Annotated in this window: 25 protein-coding genes; 18 read left to right on the top strand and 7 right to left on the bottom strand. The window is 40.5% G+C overall.

What is annotated here, in order from left to right:
- Positions 1 to 33 precede the first annotated feature (33 nt).
- Both secD and secF read left to right on the top strand, forming a co-directional pair.
- Entirely contained in the window at positions 34 to 1,893 is a 1,860-nt protein-coding gene (gene secD / locus H0U71_07720) for a protein translocase subunit SecD (protein MBA2654933.1), read from the top strand.
- A 17-nt stretch (positions 1,894 to 1,910) separates the two neighbouring features.
- Complete coding sequence (secF, locus tag H0U71_07715; protein ID MBA2654932.1) at positions 1,911 to 2,825, top strand: protein translocase subunit SecF; 915 nt, start codon at positions 1,911 to 1,913, stop codon at positions 2,823 to 2,825.
- 17 nt (positions 2,826 to 2,842) lie between these two features.
- Here the strand turns inward: secF and H0U71_07710 are convergent, their stop codons facing one another.
- Complete coding sequence (locus tag H0U71_07710) at positions 2,843 to 3,640, bottom strand: inositol monophosphatase (GenBank protein MBA2654931.1); 798 nt, start codon at positions 3,638 to 3,640, stop codon at positions 2,843 to 2,845.
- Between the two features lie 112 nt (positions 3,641 to 3,752).
- On the bottom strand, positions 3,753 to 3,983 hold the full coding sequence (locus H0U71_07705; protein ID MBA2654930.1) for a hypothetical protein: 231 nt from the start codon (positions 3,981 to 3,983) through the stop codon (positions 3,753 to 3,755).
- A gap of 217 nt (positions 3,984 to 4,200) precedes the next feature.
- Here H0U71_07705 and H0U71_07700 point away from each other — a divergent pair, with 217 nt between their 5' ends.
- Complete coding sequence (locus tag H0U71_07700; GenBank protein ID MBA2654929.1) at positions 4,201 to 4,758, top strand: tetratricopeptide repeat protein; 558 nt, start codon at positions 4,201 to 4,203, stop codon at positions 4,756 to 4,758.
- Here H0U71_07700 and H0U71_07695 read toward each other — a convergent pair.
- The 4 genes from H0U71_07695 to H0U71_07680 all read right to left on the bottom strand — a co-directional run bounded on the left by H0U71_07695 (position 4,750) and on the right by H0U71_07680 (position 8,561).
- Positions 4,750 to 5,052: a hypothetical protein gene (locus tag H0U71_07695; protein ID MBA2654928.1), complete on the bottom strand. Its 303-nt coding sequence runs from the start codon at positions 5,050 to 5,052 to the stop codon at positions 4,750 to 4,752. The two genes, H0U71_07700 and H0U71_07695, sit on opposite strands and share 9 nt — an antisense overlap.
- A gap of 7 nt (positions 5,053 to 5,059) precedes the next feature.
- Complete coding sequence (locus tag H0U71_07690; GenBank protein ID MBA2654927.1) at positions 5,060 to 6,277, bottom strand: type II secretion system F family protein; 1,218 nt, start codon at positions 6,275 to 6,277, stop codon at positions 5,060 to 5,062.
- A 66-nt stretch (positions 6,278 to 6,343) separates the two neighbouring features.
- Positions 6,344 to 8,038 carry a Flp pilus assembly complex ATPase component TadA gene (gene tadA / locus H0U71_07685; protein MBA2654926.1) on the bottom strand — a complete coding sequence of 565 codons (1,695 nt, stop codon included), beginning with the start codon at positions 8,036 to 8,038 and terminating at the stop codon, positions 6,344 to 6,346.
- Positions 8,039 to 8,111: 73 nt separating this feature from the next.
- On the bottom strand, positions 8,112 to 8,561 hold the full coding sequence (locus H0U71_07680; GenBank protein MBA2654925.1) for a prepilin-type N-terminal cleavage/methylation domain-containing protein: 450 nt from the start codon (positions 8,559 to 8,561) through the stop codon (positions 8,112 to 8,114).
- 190 nt (positions 8,562 to 8,751) lie between these two features.
- On the opposite strand from H0U71_07680, the gene H0U71_07675 reads away from it, so the two are divergent.
- The 10 genes from H0U71_07675 (at position 8,752) to H0U71_07630 (ending at position 17,506) form a co-directional block, all read left to right on the top strand.
- Positions 8,752 to 9,477 (top strand): RNA methyltransferase, encoded by a 726-nt coding sequence (locus H0U71_07675; GenBank protein ID MBA2654924.1) that lies wholly within the window; start codon positions 8,752 to 8,754, stop codon positions 9,475 to 9,477.
- Positions 9,478 to 9,567: 90 nt separating this feature from the next.
- Positions 9,568 to 10,737 (top strand): IscS subfamily cysteine desulfurase, encoded by a 1,170-nt coding sequence (locus tag H0U71_07670; protein ID MBA2654923.1) that lies wholly within the window; start codon positions 9,568 to 9,570, stop codon positions 10,735 to 10,737.
- Positions 10,734 to 11,114, top strand: coding sequence for an iron-sulfur cluster assembly scaffold protein (locus H0U71_07665; GenBank protein MBA2654922.1), 381 nt, complete (start codon positions 10,734 to 10,736; stop codon positions 11,112 to 11,114). Before H0U71_07670 ends, H0U71_07665 begins: the two co-directional genes overlap by 4 nt.
- 173 nt (positions 11,115 to 11,287) lie before the next feature.
- Entirely contained in the window at positions 11,288 to 11,713 is a 426-nt protein-coding gene (gene ndk, locus H0U71_07660; GenBank protein ID MBA2654921.1) for a nucleoside-diphosphate kinase, read from the top strand.
- Positions 11,694 to 12,827, top strand: a complete 1,134-nt coding sequence (gene rlmN / locus H0U71_07655; GenBank protein MBA2654920.1) for a 23S rRNA (adenine(2503)-C(2))-methyltransferase RlmN — start codon at positions 11,694 to 11,696, stop codon at positions 12,825 to 12,827. Before ndk ends, rlmN begins: the two co-directional genes overlap by 20 nt.
- A gap of 112 nt (positions 12,828 to 12,939) precedes the next feature.
- Positions 12,940 to 13,425: a helix-turn-helix domain-containing protein gene (locus H0U71_07650; protein MBA2654919.1), complete on the top strand. Its 486-nt coding sequence runs from the start codon at positions 12,940 to 12,942 to the stop codon at positions 13,423 to 13,425.
- Complete coding sequence (gene hisS / locus H0U71_07645) at positions 13,418 to 14,689, top strand: histidine--tRNA ligase (protein MBA2654918.1); 1,272 nt, start codon at positions 13,418 to 13,420, stop codon at positions 14,687 to 14,689. The genes H0U71_07650 and hisS overlap by 8 nt, the downstream gene beginning before the upstream one ends.
- A 57-nt stretch (positions 14,690 to 14,746) precedes the next feature.
- Positions 14,747 to 15,382 (top strand): tetratricopeptide repeat protein, encoded by a 636-nt coding sequence (locus H0U71_07640; GenBank protein ID MBA2654917.1) that lies wholly within the window; start codon positions 14,747 to 14,749, stop codon positions 15,380 to 15,382.
- 1 nt (position 15,383) lies between these two features.
- The gene (gene der / locus H0U71_07635) at positions 15,384 to 16,787 is read left to right on the top strand and encodes a ribosome biogenesis GTPase Der (GenBank protein ID MBA2654916.1); all 1,404 of its coding nucleotides are present in this window, start codon (positions 15,384 to 15,386) and stop codon (positions 16,785 to 16,787) included.
- Between the two features lie 116 nt (positions 16,788 to 16,903).
- Positions 16,904 to 17,506: a hypothetical protein gene (locus H0U71_07630; protein MBA2654915.1), complete on the top strand. Its 603-nt coding sequence runs from the start codon at positions 16,904 to 16,906 to the stop codon at positions 17,504 to 17,506.
- Between the two features lie 33 nt (positions 17,507 to 17,539).
- Here H0U71_07630 and H0U71_07625 read toward each other — a convergent pair whose 3' ends face one another.
- Positions 17,540 to 18,928, bottom strand: a complete 1,389-nt coding sequence (locus tag H0U71_07625) for an exodeoxyribonuclease VII large subunit (protein ID MBA2654914.1) — start codon at positions 18,926 to 18,928, stop codon at positions 17,540 to 17,542.
- A gap of 100 nt (positions 18,929 to 19,028) precedes the next feature.
- Here H0U71_07625 and guaB point away from each other — a divergent pair, with 100 nt between their 5' ends.
- The 5 genes from guaB to ppa all read left to right on the top strand — a co-directional run bounded on the left by guaB (position 19,029) and on the right by ppa (position 24,352).
- Positions 19,029 to 20,501: an IMP dehydrogenase gene (gene guaB, locus H0U71_07620; protein MBA2654913.1), complete on the top strand. Its 1,473-nt coding sequence runs from the start codon at positions 19,029 to 19,031 to the stop codon at positions 20,499 to 20,501.
- A 38-nt stretch (positions 20,502 to 20,539) separates the two neighbouring features.
- Positions 20,540 to 22,117 carry a glutamine-hydrolyzing GMP synthase gene (gene guaA, locus H0U71_07615; GenBank protein MBA2654912.1) on the top strand — a complete coding sequence of 526 codons (1,578 nt, stop codon included), beginning with the start codon at positions 20,540 to 20,542 and terminating at the stop codon, positions 22,115 to 22,117.
- The gene (gene tadA / locus H0U71_07610; GenBank protein MBA2654911.1) at positions 22,117 to 22,572 is read left to right on the top strand and encodes a tRNA adenosine(34) deaminase TadA; all 456 of its coding nucleotides are present in this window, start codon (positions 22,117 to 22,119) and stop codon (positions 22,570 to 22,572) included. The genes guaA and tadA (H0U71_07610) overlap by 1 nt, the downstream gene beginning before the upstream one ends.
- Positions 22,503 to 23,666 (top strand): aminoglycoside phosphotransferase family protein, encoded by a 1,164-nt coding sequence (locus H0U71_07605; GenBank protein MBA2654910.1) that lies wholly within the window; start codon positions 22,503 to 22,505, stop codon positions 23,664 to 23,666. The genes tadA (H0U71_07610) and H0U71_07605 overlap by 70 nt, the downstream gene beginning before the upstream one ends.
- A gap of 143 nt (positions 23,667 to 23,809) precedes the next feature.
- A complete protein-coding gene (gene ppa / locus H0U71_07600) occupies positions 23,810 to 24,352 on the top strand; it encodes an inorganic diphosphatase (GenBank protein MBA2654909.1) in 543 nt (180 codons plus the stop codon).
- The last annotated feature ends 67 nt before the right edge of the window (positions 24,353 to 24,419 follow it).

Genomic DNA, 24,419 nt, shown 5'->3' with positions numbered 1-24,419 from the left:
GAAAGACAAAGTAGGTTAATAGTAAGGAAAATCATGCAAAGACAGTATCCAATTTGGAAGTATGTGGCTTTCGCCCTCATTTTGGTGTTTGGTATTATCTATTCGGTACCCAATTTATTTGGTGATGATCCTGCGGTGCAGATATCTTCTCCTAATACGACTGCTTTGCCTGCTGACTTATCGAACCAGGTAAAACAGATTCTAGAGACAGGACATTTGCCTTACCAATCTATAAAACAGGAAGGTGATAACTTACTCATTCGATTTACTAATCCGGATACCCAATTAAAAGCGAGAGATATCCTTAAGGGTACCCTGAATGAGCAATATGTCGTTGCACTTAACCTTGCTCCCCGGACACCTAAAATACTTCAAATGTTTGGCGCTCAGCCGATGAAGTTAGGATTAGATTTGCGTGGAGGCGTCCACTTATTGGTCCATGTCGATGCAGATTCCTTAGTTAAAACACGTCTGGAAGGTGAAACTCATACATTCACTAATGAGTTGAGACAAGACAATATTAGATATACTTCTGTTAACCTTGATTCATTACCTGATTCAACGCTCGCTATAAACATCCAATTTCCTGATGAAAAGTCGTTGAATGAAGCTTATTCATCATTACCCCGAAAGTTTTCTGATTATTTAATTACGAAGAAAAAAGAAGATGGTTTTGTGTTGAGAGCAACGCTCACCGAAGACGCTATTAAAAAGATCACTGATTTTGCAGTGGATCAAAATATGACGATTCTTAATAATCGTGTTAATGAGTTGGGCGTAAGTGAAGCGGTAGTTCAACGCCAAGGTCGGGATCATGTAAGTGTGGATTTGCCCGGCGTACAAGATACTGCCCGAGCCAAAGATCTTTTAGGCAAAACAGCTACTTTGAAATTTCAAATGGTAGAAACTGAGCATGATGCTTCTGGTAGCGCTCCAATGGGTTCAAAGTTATATGACTACGATGGCCGACCTATTTTATTAAAGAATCAAGTCATATTAAGTGGTAGTTCAATTACCTATGCTACCTCTGCTTTTGGGGAAGATGGTCGTCCTAATGTTCAAGTTAGATTGGGCGGCGGCGGCGAAAGTCTTTTCCATCGAGTGACAGCAGATAATGTCGGCAAGCCAATGGCAGTGGTATATGTCGAATCTAAATCAAATTCTAAACTAATCAATGGCAAGCTGGTGGTAGTGCGACACCAAGTCGAAAAAGTCATTAATGTGGCAACGATTCAAAGTGCGTTGGGTAATAATTTTCAAATAACAGGGCTATCTAGTGAAAAATATGCTGAAAATTTGGCATTGCTACTGCGTTCAGGCGCACTTACTGCACCCGTGGATATTGCGCAAGAACAAACGGTAGGCCCTAGCTTAGGCGCTGCTAATATTGAAAAAGGCATCTTATCCTTGGTTGTAGGTACGTCGCTCGTATTCTTATTTATGATACTTTATTATCGGCTCTTTGGTTTATTTGCCGATCTTGCGTTACTTTTAAACGTGGTATTTATTGTGGCTATTCTTTCACTATTGGGCGGGACACTTACCTTGCCTGGTATAGCAGGTATCGTGTTAACGGTAGGTATGTCTGTGGATGCCAATGTGCTAATTAATGAAAGAATTCGTGAAGAATTGCGCAATGGAATGAGCCCCATTTCCAGTATTAGGGCAGGCTACGAGCGAGCTTTCTCAACGATCGTGGACGCTAACGTCACTACGTTAATTGTGGCTGTAGTTCTGTTTGCGCTGGGTAGTGGTTCTGTAAAAAGTTTCGCAGTAACCTTAACCATAGGTTTGGCAACTTCTATGGTAACAGCCATTTATTTTACGCGTTCCCTTGTTAATTTTTTCTATATGAATAAAAAACAAGTTAAACGTCTTTCCATTGGTATTTAAATAGTCAGGGCTAAATAATGGAATTTTTCAAATCTAATACCAACATCGATTTTATGGGTCAGCGTGTTTATGCGGCCATATTTTCAGTATTATTGTGTGCCTTTTCTCTGGGCGCCCTCATCGTCAATGGTCTAAATCTGGGTTTAGATTTTACAGGCGGAACGCAGCTTGAAGTAAGTTATCCGGCTGCAGCTGATCTAAATTTAATTCGTGAGCAATTATCGGGCGCGGGATTTCAAGATGCTATTGTGCAAGCCTATGGGACATCTAAAGATGTTTTAATCAGGATTTCTTCTCAGCCCAATGCAAATCAAGAACAGATAAAAGCACGTATGTTAAAGGTGTTGCCGGGAGCTACGCTACGTCAGGTTGAATATATTGGTGCTCAGGTGGGCAAAACTTTAATTACGAATGGTGTTCTTGCAATTTTGGTCTCCTTACTTGGTACCATGCTTTATATTGCGCTGCGTTTTGAATATCGCTTTGCGATAAGTGCAGCAGTAGCATTAATTCATGACCCAATTTTAATTTTAGGGGTCTTTGCATTTTTTGGAATTGAATTTAATTTAATTGCATTAGCGGCAATATTAACAATTATTGGCTATTCTCTTAACGATACTATCGTCGTATATGATCGCGTCCGTGAAAATTTCAGGCGGGTACGTAAAGCATCTGCCACTGATATTATGAATTTATCCATCAATCAAACGCTATCACGGACCATCATGACTTCAGGGCTAACACTCTTAGTGGTAATTTCGCTATTTATTTTTGGCGGAGAAATGTTGAGAGGATTTTCGTTAGCGTTGATAATAGGTATTGTGGTGGGAACATATTCATCCATTTACGTGGCAGGTTCGCTTGCTGTGGCCATGGGTTTAGACCGTAAGCATCTATTACCGCAAGCTCGACCTATTGATGATCATCCCTGATCTCTCATTAAAACTGATTATTTAAGATAAGTTTGGGCTATTGGGTGAATCATTTGTAGTAAGCCTTTAAAGACTTTGGGATTACCTGCAATTAGATCGCCTTGCGATAAATAATTTTCTTCACCTGAGAAATCGCAAACTAGACCGCCTGCTTCTTTAATCATCAATACACCCGCGGCCATGTCCCATTGTTGTAATCCCAATTCCCAAAACCCATCAAAGCGTCCTGCCGCCACATAAGCTAGATCTAAAGCCGCTGAACCTGCGCGACGTATACCGCTTACTTGAGGTAATATATGTTCGAAAATTTTCATATACAGAGGGATGTGGTGCAAGTTTTTGAAGGGAAATCCTGTTCCAAGTAAACTTCTTTCAATTTTGATATTACTACTGACTCTTATGCGTCGATCATTTAAGCGTGCCCCTTCGCCACGACTGGCCACAAATAATTCATTGCGTATTGGATCATAAATCACACCGTGTTCCATTTTACCTTTGTATTGAAAAGCGATCGAAATCGCAAAATGTGGAATACCATGAATAAAATTGGTTGTTCCATCCAGCGGATCGATGATCCAAGTAAAATCTTCATTGCCTTCCTGAACACCACTTTCTTCCGCGATAAACTTATGATCTGGGTAGGTCTTCTTAAGGGTTTGAATAATTTCTTTTTCTGCAGCCTTGTCGACTTCAGTGACAAAATCATTTTTATCTTTTTCAGAAATTTGGTGGGCGTCTAGACGGCCAATGGACCGGACAATGACTCGACTTGCATTTCGAGCGGCAGCAATAGCGATGTTGAGTATGGGTTGCATAGGTTACCTAGGGTTCGTTTGATGTGGAATAGCAGTATTCTAAATTAGCTTAACCAAATTACGAACAAAAACCTATCAATTTTTATACTGTTTTTGCTTTATTACACCATGATTACTGTTGCTGATCATTTTTTTGCGTAAGTAGTAAAGCAGGTATTTGTTTTGTCACAAACGTATTGACCTGAGTATATTTGTGAGCGGTATGGGCAGTAGTTTTTGTAGAGATCAAAGGCGGGTGATTGGAATATACTGTGCCGCCATGCTGATTTTTGTATTCGTAGATGTGACCATACGCCAGGGCAGGCAATAAAAGCCCACAAGCAAATATAAAATAGGACTTCATGATTCTCCTCAAGAGTTAACGTTAACTATTCTGCCACTTTTTAGCGCTTATTTAGAGGCTAGCAACAATCCATATGGGCTGGACAGTTCATTATTCTAACAAAGCCATGCTTTAATAAAATACCGTATCAAAGTGGCGATAAAATACTGAGGATATTTCCCTGTATGGATAACGGCAAACATCCAGATTATGCTTGCCAAAACAATGAGGAGTCTGCATGTTTTACCGGATAATAGTATTAGTTTTGATGTTGCTATTTTTGGCAGGGTGTAAAATGCTAGACCTAAATGATCCCAATAATGATGCTTCTGCGGCAAAAGCGAATGTTAATTTAGGATTTGCATTTTTAAAGCAAGGCTTCGCAAAAGAGGCGAAACAAAAATTCTTGTACGCAAAAAAACTGGACGTTTATGAACCCGCGGTGTGGTATGGAATCGCATATTGGTATGAGGTCGTAGGAAACTATGCTGCAGCAAGAAGCCATTATGAAAAAGCAATTTCACTTAATCCTTTGGGTGGAGCGGCACATAATAATTTCGGGGCCTTTTTGTGTCGGATTAAACAATATGAAGTGGCCATGCAGCAATTTGATCTAGCAGTTAAAGATGATAATTATCTGGATATGGGTGTTGCTTATGAAAATGCAGGCATTTGCGCTTTACATATCAAAGATAAAAACTGCGCCCGAGAATATTTTATTAAGGCGCTTAAGTTTGATAGCGCCTTAGTTTACTCCAAACTATATCTGGGTCAACGTGCTAAAGTCTCACTTTGATAACTTATCGTAGTAGCGTTGCAGCTTGTTACTAACGGTAGCATCGCAAAGTGCCACGCCCACCGCTTTTATAATTGGATGAGGATTTTTCTTTGCGGGTACAAGAGCGACTTGGGTTAGTAAAGTCGTCATTTCATCCGGTAGTTTGAGGTTTATTTGAACTATTTGTCCTAAGTAAAATGCTTGCTCAATTGTTTCGATATATAAACCACCCCCCTTTAAGAAGGGGATGTAAACTTCAGCTAGATGTTCCCAAGAGGGAATGGTAAGTCTAATCAACGTATCATCTATCATTATAATCCTACACTATTGTTCCAAGTCGAAAAATTGGCAGATAGAGTGCCAATACAAAACTGCCAATAATAAGCGCTAAAAAAAGCATAATCAGTGGTTCAGCAAGGGCAGTCATCGCATTAAGAGATGTTTCTAAGTCTTCTTCATAAAGAAAGGCTATTCGTTTGAGAATGTCTTGAATATTGCCAGATTCTTCTCCTACTAAAATCATTTGCCCAACCATAGTGGGAAATATTTTCTGTGCATTAAAGAGGCTATAAAGACTATGACCTGAAGTAACGCCACTCCGTAATGCAAGGAATGCACATTTGAAATAATGGTTATTGGCTACTGCGGCAGTTATTTCCAAACATTCAATCAGGGGCATTCCCGCCGATAGGGTGGTGGCCAAGGTTATCATTGTTCTGGTGATAATCGCTTTTTGTACTATTTTGCCAAATATAGGTATTTTTAGGCTCCAGAGATCGACGCAGCGGTTAAATTTTGGGGAGTGATGCGATAAGAATACAAGACCGGCTATGCAAACGGCGACTGCTAGGAAAATTAATGTACCGTTATGTGCCATGGTGCGTGATAACAAAATAATACTCTGGGTAAACCAGGGCAATTCGGCCTCAAAAGATTTAAATAAATTTTCAAACTGAGGGACTATAAATACTAATAATGCTGTGGTCACTATTGTCGCAGTGATAGAGACAAATAGTGGGTAGTACATCATTTTAATAATACGATTTTTGAGTGTTGCAATTTTTTGCAGATAAAGCGTCAGAATTTTAAGCATACTTTCTAGAGTGCCTGATTTTTCACCTGCTGCGATTAAATTGATGAACAGTGGATTGAAGTAATCAGGATGGAGAGAAAGTGATACATGCAAGAGGTTACCTGCTGAAATATTATCTTTTATCTTGCTAAGAATTGTTTTGAAATAAAAGTTAGTATGGCCCTGGGCAATAATTTCTAACGCGCGCACAAGGGGGATTTTTGCAGCAATTAAATCACTTAAATATTGGCTGAATAAAACAATCTCTTTAGCCTTTATGGTTTTATTGAGTCTCAATAACGATGGCAGCTTTTTGCGAGCTTTAATAAGTTTTACATTGCGTAGTCGAAGTTCTGTTTGTAAATTCTTAAAACTAGCGGCGATAGACGTACCTTTAATAAGGTGGCCCAAATCGTTGAGTCCTTTCCATGAATAAGTATGAATATTTTCGTGTTTTGTTTTCATTTAGTGTAGCTGCTCGCCCCTAGAAGCGTCCTAGCCAACTAATCACTGTGGGTGAGTAGTTGCCATTTAGTTTTTTAAATTAATAACCCGATTTACTTCTTCTATACTCGTATGCCCAGCCTTAATTGTTTGCATGGCGCTGGCTGCTAGGTTGAGAATATTTTCATTGCCAGCTTGCTCTGCTAATTGAACAGAATCCTTGCCGGCAATAATTAATTCACTCATTTTTTGCGATATTGGCAGCAATTCATAAATACCGATACGACCTTTATAACCCTGATTACATTCTCTGCAGCCCCTTGCTGTGTAAATCACTTCATTACCCGTTGTGTTAGTCATCAAAACCCCAGAGGTGGCTCTAGAAATGTTAATGACCTCTTTACACTGCAGACATAAACGACGCACTAAACGTTGTGCAATAATTAATTTGATTGAGCTCGCTATATTAAAAGGTGCAACGCCCATGCTGGCTAAGCGGGTTAAGGTTTCTACCGCGCTATTAGTATGTAATGTAGTGAAAACGAGATGACCAGTTTGTGATGCCTTCATAGCGACTTCTGCTGTTTCACGATCTCGAACTTCTCCTACCATAATGATGTCAGGATCTTGACGTAAAAAAGCGCGTAAAGTAGCGGCAAAGGTGAGATTGATTTTGGGATTTACTTGGACCTGATTTATTCCTTGTAAATACATTTCAATTGGATCTTCCACGGTACAAATGTTAACACCTTCTTTATTTAGCATTTCTAATGCGGTATAGAGCGTTATAGTTTTGCCGCTACCGGTAGGGCCAGTCACAAGGATAAGCCCTTGTGGATGAGAGAGCGCTTGGAGAAATAACTCTTTTTGATTTGCGTCCATTCCTAAGCCTTCGACATTTAATCTTTCATGAGATGATTCGAGTATTCTTACTACAGATTTTTCCCCATAAAGAGCGGGACAGGTATTTAAACGAAAGTAAATGATTCTATTTTTGGGAAGTGACAATTGGAATCGACCATCTTGGGGAATGCGACGTTCAGTAATATCTAGGTTGGCCATAACCTTTAACCGTGCTGTTAAGAAGCGAGATAAATGAATGTGTTCACGCCTCACTTCATACAAGATGCCATCAATACGATATCGGATACGATAAAATTTTTCATAGGTTTCAAAATGTATATCTGATGCTTTTTGGGCTATTGCTTCTAATAAAATGTGATTGAGGTATTTAACTAAGGGGGAAGAGTCATAATTGATTTCGGATAAATCATTAAGTGATTGTGTTTCCGCCGTGGGTAAAGCAATGCTTTCTTCCAGCTCATTATTTTTAAGTTGAAATTGATGACTGTAGATCTGCTCAATTATCTTGGTTAGTTTGTCGGTTTCGACCACCAACATGATGGCTACCATACCCGTAATAAAGTTTATTTCGCTAACATCGAATGCGGTGGGATCTGAAACAGCGAGTAATAAATACGTTCCGCTAACAAAAAGTGGCAACACCAAATATTTATGAATGTGGCGAGCACTTAGAATGGTCGTTGGCATTACGTTAAGATCATAGCTATTTAAATCAAAGAGGGGCAAGCCAAAATAATTGGCAGTGGCTTCTGCAAGTTGGAGGTAACTTAAATAGTTACATTGCCCAAGGTAGACAATAAAGGGTATTTTTTTCTTTAATGACTCTATTAAAGTGGAATGAATAACTTGTTCAGTTAGATAGCCCATCTTAACTAGGTAAGATGCTATTCCATTCAATACAATATTTTCACGTCTCATTTAAATTTATTCTATTTTTTTGGTATAAAAGAGAGTGGGTATCTTTAGAGTCTAAAAATAGCGAAATCGCTAACTATTTTGCCATGCCATCATCTACCCCTTTACCAGACGCTGTCCAGGAAATAACCCCGTTTGAAGCGGTTGGAGTGAGAATATATTTTTGATCAGCAGTCAGGCCATTAACGGCATTGGGTTCGGCAACTACAACTCCCTTTGATACATATATTTTTTTAATGGCGCTGGCTTTATTGGGGGGTGTATTAATGGCGGCAGGTATTCCATTGTTAGGCATATCACCTGATGAACAATTATTAAAGGATCCATTGATATTGTAGCAATGCACTACCCCTAGTTTATAAGGTGCCGTAGCGCTTATTAGTTCGCTGTAGTGAGACCTTTTTGTATAATCAATATAAGAAGGAATAGCAATTGCTGCGACAATTGCGATAATAGCAATGGTCACCATCAGCTCTAATAAAGTGAAACCTTGTTCTTTTAGTGATGAAGAGGCTTGGTGGATCATTTGTGCTCCTTTTAAATCCGCGGTCTTATTAAGATGAAAATTATAACATAGCATTGCTTGGTAGCTATATTGGGATTTACCCTATAGTGATAGTATCTACGCCCCCACCAAAATGATTAGTTGGCTAGGCCGCTTCTAGGGGCAAGTAGTTACTAGTGATACAATGAGGCTCTGCCTAGGGTTGACACATATGTTTGATAGTAAAAAAATTCGTTTTGTATTAGTTAATACCACACATCCAGGAAATATTGGAGCCAGTGCAAGAGCCATAAAAAATATGGGCTTTAACGATCTTTGGCTGGTTAATCCTTTAAAATACCCTCATTCAGAAGCCACGGCACGTTCCTCGGGCGCTGAAGATTTATTAGAGAATGCAAGGGTGGTTTCTTCATTACAAGAAGCTGTTTCGGATTGCAATCTCATTTGTGGGACTAGCTCCAGGAGCCGTTCTCTAACGATTCCCTTAATTACTCCTCGGGAATGTGCTGAAAAAACGGTTGAACACCTTGGTAAAGGCAGCACCGTAGCAATTATATTTGGTCAGGAACGTATGGGTTTAACTAATGATGAACTTTCTATGTGTCATTATCATCTGACTATACCCTGTAATCTTAACTTTCCCTCGCTCAATCTTGCAGCTGCAGTACAGATTATTGCTTACGAGCTGAACCTTGGCATTAGTGCATTCGATTTGCCCATCAAACCCAGCGAACCTCTGGTAAATGCGGAGGATATGGAAAAATTTTATGGCCATTTAGAGAGCATGCTAATTAATATTCAATTCTTAAACCCCAGTAATCCTAGACAAATGATGCGAAAATTAAAGCGATTGTTCAATCGTGCCTCTCTGGAAAAGAATGAGATGAATATTTTACGTGGGATTTTATCAACCATCGATAAGGTGACTAAAGTTTAACTGCTTTGCCATTGTCTGAATTTTATAACTTCATAATTCGACTGAGTAACTCATTTTTGTTAAAATAAGTGCTTTTTTGCTGGGGAATTCATGAGAAAACCGATTTATCTTGATTATATGGCGACGACGCCTGTAGATAATCGCGTCGTTGCAAAAATGGTGATGTGTTTAGATAAAGAGGGTGTTTTTGGTAATCCTGCGTCTACTTCCCACCTCTTTGGATGGGAAGCGAAAGAATGGGTGGAAGGAGCGCGCTCACAGGTCGCTAATCTCGTTAAGGCAAGCGAGCAAGAAATTATCTGGACGTCGGGAGCTACAGAATCAAATAACTTAGCGCTAAAAGGCGCGGCATTTTTTTATCAAAGAAAAGGTCGGCACATCATTACCAGTGCGATCGAACATAAATCGGTATTAGATTCGATAAAATATCTAGAAGAACAAAAATTTGAAATTACTTATTTATCTCCAGACCGAAATGGGATCATTCATCCCGAACAAGTAAAAGCGGCGATTCGACCCGATACTATTTTGCTTTCTATCATGCATGTTAACAATGAAATGGGTGTTATTCAGAATCTAAAAGCAATGAGTGAAATTACGCAATCTCAGGGAATTATTTTTCATGTTGATGCAGCTCAAAGCTTAGGCAAAATCCCTATTAACCTGCAAGATCTAGCGATAGATTTAATGTCATTTTCGGCCCACAAAATTTATGGCCCTAAAGGCATGGGCGCCTTGTACGTGAGACGAAAACCTCGCGTACGTTTACAACCTTTAATACACGGGGGCGGGCATGAATCATCGCTTCGATCTGGCACCTTGCCAACGCATCAGATTGTGGGGATGGGGGAGGCTTGTGAGATTGCTAGTAAGGAAATGCAGACTGAAGCTATTAGAATTCGAGCGCTTCGTGACAGACTTTGGCAAGGCATTAACAGCTTAGGTCATGTTTATCTGAATGGTGATTATGAAGCGCGAATACCTGGAAATTTAAGTGCTAGTTTTGATTTTGTTGAAGGGGAATCGCTACTCGTAGGGTTGTGTGATCTCGCTATCTCCTCGGGCGCTGCTTGTAATTCAGCGACCATAGAGCCCTCCTATGTTTTGCGAGCAATGGGAATTCGTGATGAGTTAGCAAATAGTACGATTCGATTCAGTCTCGGTAGATATACAACAGAAGAAGAAATCGATTTGGCGATTTACCAGGTGCGCAAAGTAGTCACCCATCTTCGTGAAATTTCACCGATTGGGGAATTATGAGATATAGCGAGGCAATTTTAGCGCATTTTAATCATCCTAAAAATGTCGGGGTGTTTGCCCCTGATGAGCAAAACGTGGCGAGGGCAGCAGTCGGTAGTTATGAGAACGGTGCCGTCGTTCATTTGCAATTGAAAATCCTTCAAGACAAAATTATGGGTGCAAAATTTAAAGCCTATGGAACGGCGCCGCTTATAGCTACTTGTTCATATCTCACGGAATGGGTCACTTATAAAACTATTGCAGAGGCGGGAGAACTGGATAGTGGTGCTTTAATGCGTGCCCTGGAAATTCCTGAACTTAAAATACATTGTGCCATAATAGCGCAGGATGCATTAAAAGCGGCTATTTCAGATTATTCTAAACAGAATAAAAAATAGCAGGCCTTGTATTTACTCGTGCTTACTACAAGCACACAGCATAGTGGTTACGCCTTTGCTACCCAGCATTTGAACAGCAAAACCAGCAGAAAATGCGAATTGCTTTGCAATTATTCGGAACCTACTTATAATCGCGAATCTATTAAGTAAACTAAATAAATAGAGAGAGAAATATGGCTATAGAAAGAACACTATCTATCATTAAACCCGATGGCGTTTCTAATAATCTAATTGGTGAAATTTATCGTCGCTTTGAAAAAGACGGTTTGAGAATTGTTGCCGCTAAAATGAAGCATCTCGATCAAAATGAAGCTGAAGCGTTTTATGCTGTTCATAAAGAACGTCCATTTTATAATGATCTCGTTAAGTTTATGATTTCTGGTCCTGTGATGATTCAAGTGCTTGAAGGTGAAGATGCTGTCAACCGTAATCGCGAACTTATGGGTGCCACTGATCCTAAACAAGCGGAACCAGGGACTATTCGACGCGATCTTGCGAAATCTATTGATGAAAATACAGTGCACGGCTCAGACAGCCAAGAAAATGCGCAGCAAGAAATTGCTTTCTTTTTTAAGTCGGATGAAATTTGTAGTGGCTAAAGTCAATCTGCTTGATCTGTCACGCAAAAAAATGGAAGAGTTTCTGCTCCAAATGGGGGAGAAACCCTTTCGTTCCGCGCAGATTATCAAATGGATTCACCAGATGGGTCTTGACGATTTTGAGGGCATGACCAATTTAAGTAAATCTTTGCGTCAAAAATTGGCAGAGTGCACCACGATAACTTTGCCAGAGGTAGTGTGGGATCAAGCTTCTTCGGACGGTACTCATAAATGGTTGATCCGTTTATTTGATGGTAATTGTATCGAAACTGTTTTTATTCCCGAAAAAAATCGTGGCACGCTCTGTATATCATCCCAAGTTGGCTGTGCTCTAAATTGCAGTTTTTGTTCAACAGGTAAACAGGGATTTAGCCGAAATCTCTCCGTTGCTGAAATTATTGGACAATTATGGATTGCCTATCGCATGCTCTCTCAAGATAAGACGACTAAAGACCGAGTGATTACCAATGTTGTTATGATGGGTATGGGTGAACCTCTGTTGAATTTTGACAATGTCATTGATGCTATGGAATTGATGCAAGATGACCTTGCTTATAATTTGTCTAAGTATCGTGTAACAGTAAGTACTTCTGGATTAATACCTCAAATGGAACGTTTGAAAGCCCTAACGAATGTGGCGCTTGCGGTTTCCTTACATGCGCCGAATGATGAATTACGCAATGAGCTAGTTCCAATTAATAAAAAATATCCCTTAGACCAGCTGATGGAAATGTGTCGCAACTATTATGAAGATGAACCAAGGCGTGTCGTGACTTTTGAGTACGTAATGCTAGAAAACATTAATGATACTGAAATGCATGCAAAACAATTAGTGCGATTGTTGCGCAATGTTCCTTGCAAAATGAATCTGATCCCTTTTAATCCTTTTCCTAACACCGACTATCGTCGGTCAAAAAAAGAGACTATCTTACATTTTCAAAAAATACTGGCCGGTGCGGGTATTAATACCACTATACGTAAGACAAGAGGGGATGATATCGATGCGGCTTGCGGACAGCTCGTTGGTCAAGTGCAAGATAAAACTAGACGCAGCGAAAAGTGGCAGCAAACCCTCTCTTCAAAACGAACTATCGATATAGAACTAGTTAATTGATATTTCTGTCATTTACTTCGTACTAGGGACAATAATCCTTTTGCATACTCAATAACCTTCGCTATAATTCCCCTCTAAAATTAGATATTTCGAAGGGAGCGCATTACACCTAATGGAAAACATGGATATCATTCCCTGCATTGGCAATCATCTCAAGAAAATACGTGAGCAAAAATTATTGTCTCTCGATGATGTGGCGAGCCAATTGTATTTAAAAAAAGCGCTGATAGATGATATTGAAAACGGTAATTTTGAAAAGATACGACCAACTTATTTGAAAGGTTATTTGCGTTTATATGCGAAGTTATTATCGGTTTCTGAAATTGACATAGTGCAAACCATGCATTTTGCTGCAGAAAATGCGGTAGATAATAAGAGCTGGAAACCTTTTTATAGCCATAAACAAGTGAAGGCCAGCGATAAATTCATTCAATGGATAACCTATAGTATTATTTCAATTTTGGTGGTGTTGGTCACGCTGTGGTGGAAAAGCGACAATTCTTTATCAATTAAATTAACTGATAATAATCTGACTGAACCGAATTACATGATGGCTAACAATGCCATCGGGGACAAAATAGAGGAACCCAATGGCTAATTCTATCCAAGCAGTGCGGGGAATGAATGACATTCTCCCTTCGCAAACAAGTTATTGGTGTTATTTAGAAGAAACACTACGTCAAATTGCAAGTGCCTATTGTTATTCAGAGATACGTTTTCCCTTGTTAGAACAAACAGCTCTCTTCAAGCGAACTATTGGCGAAGTTACCGATATCATCGAAAAAGAAATGTATACTTTTGATGATCGCAATGGAGACAGTTTATCGTTACGTCCTGAAGGTACGGCAGGCTGTGTTAGAGCCGGCATTCAAAATGGTTTGTTCCACAATCAGCAACAACGGCTTTGGTACTTGGGCCCCATGTTTCGATATGAAAGGCCGCAACTTGGACGCTTTAGACAATTTTTTCAATTTGGTATCGAAGCATTTGGAATGGCGGAAGCCATCGTCGATGTTGAACAAATTTTAATGACATCTCGAATATGGCAAAGCCTCGGATTAAAAGATCAAATTAAGTTACAAATTAATACACTCGGTTCGAGCAGTTCTCGAGAAAAATACCGCGAAAAGCTTATAGAATTCTTTTCAGAAAATATTGACACGTTAGATGAGGACTCAAGACGTCGTTTAACATCAAACCCATTGCGTATTTTAGATAGTAAAAATCCGGACATGCAACTTATGCTAACGGGAGCTCCCCGCATGTTGGATTATTTGGATGATAATTCCAAAGCGCATTTCGATAATCTTAGAAGATACCTAGATAAATCTGGCATCGATTACGAAGTTAACCCGCGTATTGTGCGAGGGCTGGACTACTATAATATGACGGTTTATGAGTGGGTAACTGATCGTCTCGGTGCTCAAGGAACCGTTTGCGCAGGTGGTAGATATGATGGGCTAGTCGAGCATTTAGGAGGCAAGTCGACTCCAGCGGTTGGTTTTGCAATGGGCCTTGAACGAGTAGCGACTCTTTTGGAGTCTGTTTATAGTCCTGATGCTTCTCCTCAAGTATATATAATTATGGTGGGTCAAGAAGCATTTGATCGGGGGCTTAGCGTCTCTGAAAAATTACATACTCTTTTTCCGGAAATTAGAATCGCCTGTGATTATTCAGCGGGCAGCTTTAAAAACCAATTTCGACGTGCTGATAAAAGCGGCGCTAAATTAGCCTTGATTTTCGGTCAAGATGAGATTCAGAACCATACTGTCTCACTTAAATATTTGCGCGAGGATCGTCCCCAGTGTACATTGCCAGAAGACGAACTACATCAATGTCTGTTAAAGGCACTAGTTGATTGATATCCCCGTTATGTGCAATTAAGCGTCTGATCACGCAAAGCATACAAGAGGTCAAACATGAATATCTATGTTTCTGATAAAGAACAAATTGAGATGATAAAAACTTGGTGGCGAGAAAATGGTAGATTCACCATTTTATCTGTGGCGGCAGCACTCATCATAAGTGCAGGCTGGCGCTTTTGGCAGAATAATAAGTTACAAGATTCGGCAAATGCCTCGGTTATTTATGAGCAGATGCTTAACCAAGAATCACATCAAGATATAAGCGCAGCAGAATATGAGGTAACCAATTTGCTTACCAACCATCCTCGTACCCCTTATGCTTCATTAGCCTCTTTTGTATCAGCGCAGAATGCAATAAACGCAAATAATTTGGAAGGCGCTTCCGAAAAATTCGATTGGATTATCGCTAACTCTAAAAATGCCGATTTCAAACAAATTGCAAAAATCCGCAAAGCAAGATTAATGATCGCAATGCAGAAATATGATGAAGGATTGCAGTTGCTTAATAATCCCTCTTCAGAAACCTATTTGCCGCTCATCAACGAAGTAAAAGGGGATCTCTTGGCAGCGAAAGGTGATATTAAAGGTGCCTTAGGCGCCTATCAAAATGCATTAAATTCATTGCGCAAAGATGCTTCTAATCGTGAATTTCTTCTAATGAAATACAACCACCTCAAATCAACTTCATAAGATGATACCTGTAATAGCCATAATCGGTCGCCCCAATGTGGGTAAATCTACCTTGTTCAATTGCTTGACCAAGAGTCGCGATGCTTTGGTAGCGGATCTCCCAGGTGTAACCCGTGATAGAAAATATGGGGAAGGCGAATGCGAGTCGAAACGTTATATTGTAATTGATACAGGCGGTATTGAATCTGACGTCGATTCAGAAATGTATCAACTGATGACACAACAAACCTCGCAGGCAATTTCTGAAGCGGATGCAATTTTGTTTGTGGTAGATGCAAAGAAAGGGTTGACGCCTAACGATCAAAAAATAGCTGAAACACTACGGCATACCGCAAAACCCATTTTTCTGGTAGCGAATAAATCAGAAGGCATGGATGAAGAAATTGCAAAGTCAGATTTCTTTCAATTGGGTTTTGACAAGGTAAATGCAATAGCCAGTGCGCATAACCGAGGTATAAAAAAATTGCTGGGTGAAGTTCTCGCTACTTTCCAGGTGCAAGAACCCGCCTCCGAAGATCTCGCTTATTCCAATGCAATAAAAATAGCTGTTATTGGTCGCCCTAATGTCGGTAAATCCACCTTGATCAATCGCATCCTCGGGGAAGACCGTGTGTTAGTTTATGATGAGCCTGGCACGACGCGCGATAGTATTTTCATCCCTTTTGACCGATACGATAAATCTTATGTGCTTATCGACACGGCGGGCGTGCGAAGAAGAACCCGAATTACAGAAGAGGTTGAAAAATTCTCTGTCATAAAAACATTACAAACAATTGAAGCGGCAAATGTAGTAGTTTTTGTTCTCAATGCAAGAGAGGGTCTTTCAGATCAAGATTTACGCTTACTAGATTTCATTATTGATGCCGGTAAAGCGCTGGTGGTCGCTGTTAATAAGTGGGATAGAATGTCAATTGAGGACCGTAATAGCGTAAAAAGTGAAATAAATAGACGGCTTGAATTTGTGTCATTTGCGCGCATGCATTTTATTTCTGCCCTTCATGGAACGGGTGTGGGTGATTTATTTAAATCCATTGATGAGGCGTATGCGGCTGCAACCAAAAAACTTTCCACCCCACTTTTAACGCGAATTTTAGAGCATGCTATAAAACAACATCAACCTCCACTCGTCCATGGTCGCAGAATTAAATTACGTTATGCTCATGCGGGCGGCTCGAATCCTCCCATTATTGTTATTCATGGCAATCAGACAGAAGCGCTGCCACTCGATTATTCTCGCTATTTAATTAAGTTTTTTCGAAAACGTTTGAAGCTGGTGGGTACGCCACTTCGCCTTGAATTAAAAAGTGGTGACAATCCTTTTAAAGATAAAAAGAATATTCTCACTCCTCGTCAGCAGCAGAAAAAGCAACGCATGCTAAAATATGTGAAAGGTAAAAGGCACTAATTCACAGTGTATCCCTTTGCATCTTCTAAATAATTTATTGACTAAATGATTGAATCAGAATAATAATGCGTTTTACTAGGTATCGCACATTTTTATTATTTTTATAGGAGATTTATATGGCAAAAACAAATGGCTCAAAAACTGAAGTGAAGAAATTACAAAAAGAAATTATGGTTCTCAGAAATAAATTGAAAGCAGCTGATAAGAAATCAATTGCTTCTGAAAAAAACTGGGAGAAAAAACACAAGGCTTTTAATAAGGAAATGATGGTTCGATTAGAGTCTGCTCGAGGTGAAGGCTATCAATCGGGTGTTTCAGAATTCGCAAAGAAAGCTGCTGCTCGTAAAAAAGCATTACATTCTGCTGAAATGTCTTTTGAGAAAGATTATCGGTCAAAAGGTACTAAAGCAAAACCTGCTAAAAAAAGTGGTACCAAAGCAAAAAGTAAGAGTGCTAAATCAACCGCTAAATCTGCTAAAACGACTAAGTCTGTGAAATCAGCAAGCGCAACAAAAGCTGCAAAAAATAGCAAAAAAGCGATGAGTAGTAAGAGTTCAAAGGCACAAAGAACAACTAAGTCTACAAAGACAACCAGTGCTAGAGCAAATGCTAAACGTCGTGGTCGTCCTAGCAAGCAATCTGGTTCAAGAGGAATGGAAGGACAACAATTAAATCACCATAATGAGATGTCATCTCATCATGATTCTGAACTTAATTAGTCTATCCTTATAAATCGTCTCCCTTTCGCAATCTTATTGCGAGAGGGATGATTTAGTCCCCTCATTATCCCTGCTTTTTGCCTCTTTAATTTTGGTTTCTTCTACATTACAGAATATAAACCCTGACTTAATTTCAATGGTAAGCTTATCCGCCGGCTTTATTTTAGCTATATCTCCTACTATGTGATTATTTTTAGAAACAATGCTGTAGCCGCGCTCTAAGGTATTAAGAGGGCTGACGCTATTTAGTAATCGAACCGCTGCTTGAAGATTTAATGTTGCAGACGAAAGTGTGTGCGAAATCGAGCGCATTAGTATTTGTGTCTTATTTTGTAGAGCTAATTTATGCTCCTTTAAGCGTCGGGTGGGGCTAAGGTGGTTGAGCTTCAATAACGCTATTTTTAGTAGACGACTCTTATTTTCTAATTGCTGAGCAAGTGTTTTTTTCAACGTCTGCTCTAATAAATCGATGGTTTGACTATGCTGTTGTAATAGAGCGCCCGGCTGTAAAAATCGCCGCTGAAAATTTTCTAAATGTAATCTTTTGTGTCTTAGCTCTGAGCGAGTGAGGTGAGAAATCCTTGCTATAAACTCTAATAGACGCTGAGCATATTCTTTTTTCTCAGGACTCAAAAATTCTGCTGCTGCTGAGGGAGTGGGCGCACGTTGATCCGCTACAAAATCTGCGATTGTGAAATCCACCTCGTGGCCGATCCCGGTTACGGTAGGCAGTTTGCTATTAAAAATAGCTCTAGCCACCACTTCGTCATTAAACGCAAAAAGATCTTCTAATGAGCCGCCACCACGACAGATAATGAGAACATCACATTCATTTCGTTGGTTGGCGAGGGCAATAGCGTTAGTAATTTGTGCTGCGGCTTGCTCGCCCTGAACACTTGCGGGATAGATTACAACAGGAATATTAGCGAATCTTCTTTTTAAGACACTAATAACATCGCGTATGGCAGCGCCCGTAGGAGAGGTGACCACGCCAATACATTTTGGATGCAGGGGTAAGCTTTTTTTATAAATGCTATCGAACAATCCTTCGGAAGCTAGCTTATTTTTTAACACCTCAAAGCGTCGTCTTAATGCGCCTTCTCCACGTTCCTCGAGATGCTCAATAATAAGTTGGTAATCACCTCGGCCTTCATAAAGACTAATCTTTGCAGCGGCTAAGATGTGCATACCATTTTGTGGTTCAAACGGTAATGTAACATTGCGCAGACGAAACAGGGCGCATCTTACTTGTGCCTGTTCATCTTTAAGAGAGAAGTAAAGATGGCCTGAAGTGGGCCTCGAAAGATTTGAAATTTCACCCTCAATCCATAAGACATGGAAATGAGTTTCCAGTAATCGTTTGACTGTTCGGTTGAGTTCGGTAACGGTCAGTATTTTTTTCTCAGTGAGCGAATCTGGCATGGCTTTCCTTTGAGCGGAATTTTACAGGGGATATTGGACTTTTTTTATCAAGAGATTGTATAATATTCGGTTATTTTAAGTAAGATCAAAGGTACAATTTATGCGCGTTTTTCAAGAAGCCCTTACGTTTGATGATGTTTTATTAATGCCTGCCCATTCTACTGTCCTGCCCAAGAATGCTTCACTCGCTACCCAATTAACGCGGGGTATTACACTTAATATTCCTTTAATATCAGCGCCTATGGATACCGTTACTGAAGCTAACCTTGCTATAGCATTAGCGCAGGAGGGTGGCATTGGTATCCTACACAAGAATATGAGTATTGAAGATCAGGTGAATCAGGTCAAAATGGTTAAAAAGTTTGAAAGTGGTGTTATTAATGATCCTGTCACTGTTTCTCCTCAAACAACGGTTCAAGAACTGCTAAAGCTTTCACAGCATTATAAATTTTCGGGTATGCCGGTTGTTGAAGGTGAAGAATTAGTCGGTATTATCACGAATAGAGATGTTCGGTTCGAGACGCATCTAAACCAACCGGTTTCAAACCTAATGACTCCCAAAGAGAGATTGGTAACCGTACGCGAAGGCACGTCTAAAGAAGAAATTACCCACCTATTACATAAACACCGTATTGAAAAAATACTCGTTATTAATGATCAATTCCATTTAAGAGGAATGATAACGGTCAAGGATATTCTAAAAGCCAAAGAAAAACCTGATGCGTGCAAGGATGATTCTGGCCAATTGCGCGTAGGCGCTGCAGTGGGAACGGGGGCAGAAACCGAAGATCGTGTTGCAGCCTTAGTGGGTGCAGGCGTTGATTTACTCATTGTGGATACAGCCCATGGGCATTCTCAAGGGGTAATAGACAGAATTAAGTGGGTCAAAAAACATTTTCCCGACGTACAGCTCATCGGTGGCAACATTGCCACCGCACAAGCCGCCCTCGCATTAAAAGAAGCAGGGGTTGATGGGGTAAAAGTGGGTATTGGGCCTGGTTCAATCTGCACCACCCGCATCGTGGCGGGAGTCGGAATTCCCCAAGTGACAGCAATATCGAATGTTGCCGAAGCTTTAAAAGGATCGGGTTTACCCGTCATCTCTGATGGCGGCATCCGATTTTCGGGCGATATTTGTAAAGCAATCGCAGCAGGTGCCTGGGCAATAATGATTGGAAGTCTATTTGCCGGCACCGAAGAAGCCCCAGGTGAAGTAGTCCTTTACCAGGGACGTTCCTATAAAGAATATCGTGGCATGGGTTCTGTTGGGGCAATGTCAGCACGGCATGGTTCACATGATCGCTACTTTGTGCCTGAAGAAAATTTAACGGATAGTGAAAAATTAGTGCCTGAAGGCATTGAGGGAAGAGTCCCCTATAAAGGCACCTTAGTGGCAGTTGTTCATCAACTCATGGGGGGCATCCGCTCTGGAATGGGATATACGGGCTGCGCAACTATCGAAGAAATGCGAACTAAACCGCAATTTGTCAGAGTGACCAATGCGGGCATGCGGGAAAGTCATGTGCATGATGTTATTATCACGAAAGAAGCGCCTAATTATTGGATAGATTAGAAGGCTATTTCCACTTTTATATTATTTAAGGGTTCCCAATGTCTATTGATATTCATGATCAGCGTATTTTAATTTTAGATTTTGGCTCCCAATATACACAACTCATTGCACGTCGGGTGCGTGAAATTGGTGTTTACTGCGAAATTCGTGCCTTCGATATGCCTGCAGAAGAAATCGAGTCGTTTGCGCCAAACGGGATAATTTTATCCGGTGGGCCAGAAACCGTTTTAGGCAGCGATACTCCCCGAGCACCCCAACTAGTATTTGAAATGGGATGTCCCGTTTTAGGTATTTGTTATGGAATGCAGACGATGGCGGCCCAACTAGGGGGCGAGGTTGAAGAATCCACTCACCGAGAATTTGGTTATGCTGAGGTTGAAGTACAGGAGCCAAATAAGCTGCTCGCCAACATCGAAGATAAAATATCCGCAACAGGACATCCTTTACTTGACGTCTGGATGAGCCATGGCGATAGAGTAATAACCTTACCACAAGGTTTTCGCTGTATTGCTAGTACTTCCAATGCGCCATTAGCCGGTATGGGCGATGAAGAGAGAAACTTTTATGGAGTACAATTTCACCCTGAAGTCACCCATACCCGTCAAGGAAATCGGATTATTTCTCGATTTATATTGGATATTTGTGGCTGTCAGCCCCTTTGGAATTCAGAGAATATTATCAATGACAGTGTAGACCGCATACGTCGTCAAGTGGGAAATGATGAGGTAGTACTCGGATTGTCCGGCGGAGTGGATTCATCCGTAGTCGCTGCACTATTGCATCAAGCGATCGGTCAGCAGCTCACTTGTGTGTTTGTCGATACGGGTTTATTACGCTATCAAGAATCAGAACAAGTCATTATAACCTTCAAAAAACATTTAGGTGTGCGCGTTATCCACGTCGATGCAAAAACGCTTTTTTTTAATGCGCTGCAAGGGATTTCTGATCCCGAGGAAAAACGTAAAGTCATCGGGCATGAATTTATTAAAATATTTGAGCAAGAGGCGAATAAACTTCCAAATGCACGCTGGTTAGCGCAAGGCACTATTTATCCGGATGTTATTGAATCAGCAGGCTCAAAAACGGGAAAAGCGCACGTGATTAAATCCCACCACAATGTGGGTGGCTTACCCGAAACCATGAATCTCAAGTTGCTCGAACCCCTACGCGAACTGTTTAAAGATGAGGTTAGGAAGTTAGGTGTCGAATTAGGGTTACCTTATGAAATGATTTATCGCCATCCGTTTCCTGGTCCCGGTTTGGCAGTAAGAATTTTAGGTGAAGTGAAACCGGAGTATGTAGATATTGTTCGCGCCGCAGACGCAATCTTTATCAATGAATTACGTCACAATGATTACTATGACAAAGTGAGCCAAGCGTTCTGTGTTTTTCTTCCCATCAAGTCAGTCGGTGTCATGGGTGACGCACGAAAATACGATTATGTGATTGCGCTTCGAGCCGTTGAAACTATTGATTTTATGACTGCACATTGGGCGGAATTACCCTATAGCCTCCTCTCAAAAATTTCTAATCGAGTGATCAATGAAGTGCCCGGTATTTCACGAGTTGTCTATGATATTTCTGGAAAACCCCCTGCCACGATTGAGTGGGAATAATGCAAGTAAACGACATTGATCAGCGCTGGTTGCAATATGCATTAGATCTTGCAAAAAAGGCCGCTAATCAAAATGAAGTGCCTGTTGGCGCGGTGGTGGTACTCAATAATGAAGTTATCGGTGAGGGATATAATCAACCGATTACGTTGAAAGATCCCACCGCCCATGCGGAGATAATTGCTTTACGCGATGCTGCAAAAAATGTGGGAAATTATCGACTTAATGATACAACCCTTTATGTGACGCTCGAGCCTTGTGTCATGTGTGCAGGTTCCTTAATTCATGCTCGAATCAAACGCTTAGTGTTTGGTGCGCATGATCTAAAAGCGGGCGCGATTGAAAGTCAAATTCAGTTATTGTCGATGAAAAGTAATCATCAAGTTGCATGGCAAGGCGGTTTGATGGCGCCGGAGTGCCTACTTGTTTTGCAGGATTTTTTTCGAGCGAAGCGGTGAACACTTTAGCCGATCACATCGCTGAAATCTGCAAGGTATATAATTTAGGTCAGCCTTTAAATAACATCGAACGAGTCCCGGGCGGGTTATTACATCAATTATATTACGTGCGAACAGAGCGCGGTGAATATGCTATTAAATGCATGGAAAATAATGTCTTAAAAAATCTGCAACACACTCTTTTGACGCCCGAGCAAACACAACAAATCACCCAATACATGTTCCAAAGATCAATACCAACAGTTGTGGCATTAAAACATAATCACCATTTCACGCTAAATCTTGGGCTAAACACGTATCTTGTTATGCCATGGATTAAGGGGGAAGTTTTGCAATCCAGCGAGATCACCCCTTCTATGACACGCTTGGTAGGGCAATGCTTAAGGAAGGTTCAAATAGACGCCTCGCTACTTCCTGACTTCGCCCCCTTGTCATGCCTTGTTTCGGCTCCAGACTCCTCTGCACCGTCGTCCCTTGTTTCGGCTCCAGACTCCTCTCCACCGTCGTCCCGCGACTTGTTCGCGGGATCCAGGTTAGAAAAACTGAATTCGCATTTTCCGCTGCCACACTGGATTGGTCATAAAAAAAATGAGTGGCAAACCTTACTACGGCCTTACTGTGGAATTTCTTCACCGATCATCGAAAAATTAAATGCTGCTTTAGTGAATTTAACGCAGTGGAGTGAACAAGCAAGGTCGGTACAAACAAATTTAAACCATGAGCTGGTGTTGAGTCATCGAGATTTTGATCCGAAAAATGTTGTATGGCAGGCGAGGGATCATCCTATCTTGCTTGATTGGGAATATGCTGGCCTCATTAATCCAAAATTAGATTTATTTATCGTGGCCTTAAATTGGAGCGAGGTTACTTCGGGTAACATTCATACCGATAAATTTAATTCCGTAATTGAAGGCTATTCTAATAGCCAACAAGAAAGTGTTTCCTTCCCATTTGAAATAATCGCTGGATATAAAGGATACTGTTTAGATTGGTTAGCGTATAACCTGCAACGGTTAAACTCTTCTCCTCTAGCAGAAAATGAAATAGCTAAAACGCTCAATGCAATTTATGCAGTTGAGGAGATATATAATTAGTAGCATGGTGTAACCACTGCAATTTCGGAACGCTCAATTTCCCTAGGCTGGCTCCAGCGACGATTCAATCGTGATTTCTGAGTAAAAATTGTTATAATCCCCTTTTTCTAAATTGTAGTTACTCTAAATCAAAGGACCTTTGTATGTTTGAAAAAGTAAGCCCTGGAAAAAATTTACCAAATGACTTAAATGTTATCATCGAGATTCCCGCGTTTAGTAATCCCGTAAAATATGAAGTTGATAAAGAGTCAGGCGTATTATTTGTAGACCGTTTTATGGCGACTTCTATGCATTATCCTTGCAATTATGGCTATGTTCCAGGCACTCTTTGTAAGGATGGCGATCCACTTGATGTGCTGGTTATGGCCCCCTTTCCCCTATTAAATGGTTCTGTGATTCGATGCCGTCCCATTGGTGTTTTGGAGATGACAGATGAAGCTGGGGAAGATAGTAAATTATTGGCTGTTCCCATTGATAAGTTATCCAGTCTCTATAAAAATATTAAATCTTATGGCGACATTCATGAAACAACGTTGAACAGTATTGCTCACTTCTTCGAACATTATAAAGATCTAGAACAAGGAAAATGGGTTAAGATCGGAGGTTGGAAAGATGTAGAAGCAGCCTACAAAGAAGTGCTTATGAGTGTGGAACGTTATCAAGACTACTTAATGACCGCTGTTTAACGGAGATTTTTACAGGGACGGTAATTTTGGCTGAATCCTATCAAGTTCGCCTGTAAAGGCCACGATT

This window comes from Gammaproteobacteria bacterium, from assembly GCA_013697705.1.
Classification (GTDB): Bacteria; Pseudomonadota; Gammaproteobacteria; order UBA6002; family UBA6002; genus UBA6002.
The sequence above is the reverse complement of the archived record's forward strand: the minus strand, read 5'-3'. Positions and strand labels throughout refer to the sequence as shown.